The organism is Terrisporobacter muris (genome assembly GCF_024621905.1).
Lineage (GTDB): Bacteria > Bacillota > Clostridia > Peptostreptococcales > Peptostreptococcaceae > Terrisporobacter > Terrisporobacter muris.
The window spans coordinates 1-1,550 of sequence record NZ_JANKBY010000528.1; the positions used below are offsets into that span (position 1 = coordinate 1).

Annotated in this window: 2 protein-coding genes; one reads left to right on the plus strand and one right to left on the minus strand. The window is 28.3% G+C overall.

The features are described 5' to 3' along the window. On the plus strand, positions 1-229 hold a 229-nt coding region (locus tag NSA58_RS19930; RefSeq protein ID WP_257560917.1), incomplete at its 5' end, for a hypothetical protein. Positions 230-260: 31 nt separating this feature from the next. Here the strand turns inward: NSA58_RS19930 and NSA58_RS19935 are convergent. Beyond that, positions 261-1,373: a DEAD/DEAH box helicase gene (locus NSA58_RS19935; protein WP_074079424.1), complete on the minus strand. Its 1,113-nt coding sequence runs from the start codon at positions 1,371-1,373 to the stop codon at positions 261-263. Positions 1,374-1,550: the final 177 nt, after the last annotated feature.

Here is a 1,550-nt window from a genome sequence, read left to right on the forward strand (position 1 = left end):
AGAAAATAATCAAAAAGATAAATTATATGATTTTTCTGTGGATATAAAAGACTTTGACACGCCTAATATTAAACTGAAATTTGATTATGAAAAGCAAGAGATAGTATCTACATGGATAGATGTAGAAGAAGATGATAATGAGCCTAAAAATCATGTGGCTTACAAGTTGATAGATTTATGTAAACATGATTTGTGTATTAAATTAAAATTTATGATTGAACATAATTAAAAACCTATCTAAAAATAGATAGGTTTTTATATTAAATTTCTTCTAAATTTCTTCTAGGAATTCTATAATTGATGTCATTTTCGATTTCCTCTAAAGTTCTAGTATTTTTAGGATCAACAAACATACAAGTATATCCATCTTCTCCAGCTCTACCAGTTCTCCCTATACGATGTATATAGTCCTCGCTAGTTTCAGGGATATCATAGTTATATATATGAGTTATGCCAGTAATATCGAGACCCCTAGAAGCTACATCAGTAGCAATTAGATATTGAATATCAGCCTTTCTAAAAGACTTCATTATTCTTTCACGTTTAGATTGCGAAATATCGCTATGTAATTTTTCACAATTATAACCATCAATAGAAAGAGCTTCTTCCAAAGCGTCTACTCTTCTTTTTGTTCTGCAGAAAATAATTGCCATGAAAGGATTATCTTTATTCAAGACTTTGCATAAAGCTTCTTTTTTATGTCTATCTGTAGTTTCAACAACTTCTTGTTTAATAGTATCTAAAGTTATCTTTTTACTTTTTATAGTTATTTCAGTAGGATCTTTTGTATGTCTATAAGCTAGTTTCTTTACATCTGAATCCATGGTAGCTGAAAAGCATAAAGTTTGTCTTTTTTTATTAGTTTCTTTTATTATAGCTTCCATTTCGTTCCTGAAGCCCATTAAAAGCATTTGGTCAGCTTCGTCTATAACAAGTGTTTTTAGTTTACTAAGATTTATAGAATCCCTATCCAAATGGTCTAAAAGCCTACCTGGAGTAGCAATTACTAAGTGAATACTTTTTTTTAATTTATTTAATTGAGATTTTATATCTTTTCCACCATAAGCAGCTAATATATTAATTTCTTTAGCTTTATTTAGTTTTTGAGCAGCTTCACTTATTTGTATAGCAAGCTCTCTAGTTGGGGTGATAATTAATCCTTGAATGTTATTTTCTTTTGTATTAATATTTTCAAACATAGGTAATAAAAATGCAAAAGTTTTGCCTGTACCAGTTTGAGATTGAGCAATTATATCTTTTTTATTTAAAATTACAGGGATAGCTTGTTGTTGTATAGGTGTAGGAGTTTTTATTCCTATTTGATTTAACTCATTTACTAAATCATTACCTATACCTAATTCTTTAAAATTCATATTTACGACCTCTCTCTATAAATTTTTCCTTCTCTAATTTTGAGCAACAAACATATATAAAGACAAGTACCCATAGAGTAGTTTAAAATCATGGGAAAGATATATAACTGATTATATGAAGGATTTCGCCTACACGTTGCTCGAGAGAATTGAATTTTATATATTTTTATCTAACTA

Bases quoted from the DNA above. Each gene is read 5' to 3' on its own strand.
- NSA58_RS19935 (WP_074079424.1), bottom strand. From the start codon at position 1,373: ATGAATTTTAAAGAATTAGGTATAGGTAATGATTTAGTAAATGAGTTA.